The sequence below is a fragment of the Xanthomonas cucurbitae genome, from assembly GCF_002939885.1.
GTDB lineage: Bacteria > Pseudomonadota > Gammaproteobacteria > Xanthomonadales > Xanthomonadaceae > Xanthomonas > Xanthomonas cucurbitae.
This window is the reverse complement of record NZ_MDED01000132.1, coordinates 1-491: the sequence shown is the minus strand read 5'-3', so window position 1 is coordinate 491 and position 491 is coordinate 1. Positions and strand designations below refer to the sequence as shown.

Genomic DNA, 491 nt, shown 5'->3' with positions numbered 1-491 from the left:
CCACCTCCGTTGCCTTCAAGTGGGGCCATTGTCCAGCCGACCCGTCGCAAATCCTGCAACTACCGGCTGAGGAATGGGGCTAATCAGGAACCTGGATGCAGGCATCTTCGACAGCCATAAGCACAGATCTCAGTAATTCAAATTTGTGGTTAGATCAAATCAATTTGATCTTGCAAAAAATATCCGATCTCGCCACGGCTGGCTTGGATCCAAGAGTGTTGTGGTCGCTTCTTTCATACGGATATGTATCCGAAGACACGCTTTGTGCTGGCAAAAATGCATGCAGTCCGGCACTTGCTGCAAAAATTATGAGGCGCCTACCGGCGCTATTAGAACAGGAACAGGGGATATTTTACTCAGCCGAGCTTGAAATCCTGAACATCGGAATTGATCGCTCTATTAATCCTACTGTGTCATAAAAATGTTATTCTGCAGGCAATCCACACCGTGCTGAGATGAACATGGCCGCAGTCAGTCACCAAGCGCGTTTT

Annotated in this window: 1 protein-coding gene; it reads left to right on the top strand. The window is 48.1% G+C overall.

Annotated features, from left to right (window positions below; all coding sequences use genetic code 11):
* Positions 1-95 precede the first annotated feature (95 nt).
* Positions 96-419 (top strand): hypothetical protein, encoded by a 324-nt coding sequence (locus tag XcuCFBP2542_RS19490; RefSeq protein ID WP_146090388.1) that lies wholly within the window; start codon positions 96-98, stop codon positions 417-419.
* The last annotated feature ends 72 nt before the right edge of the window (positions 420-491 follow it).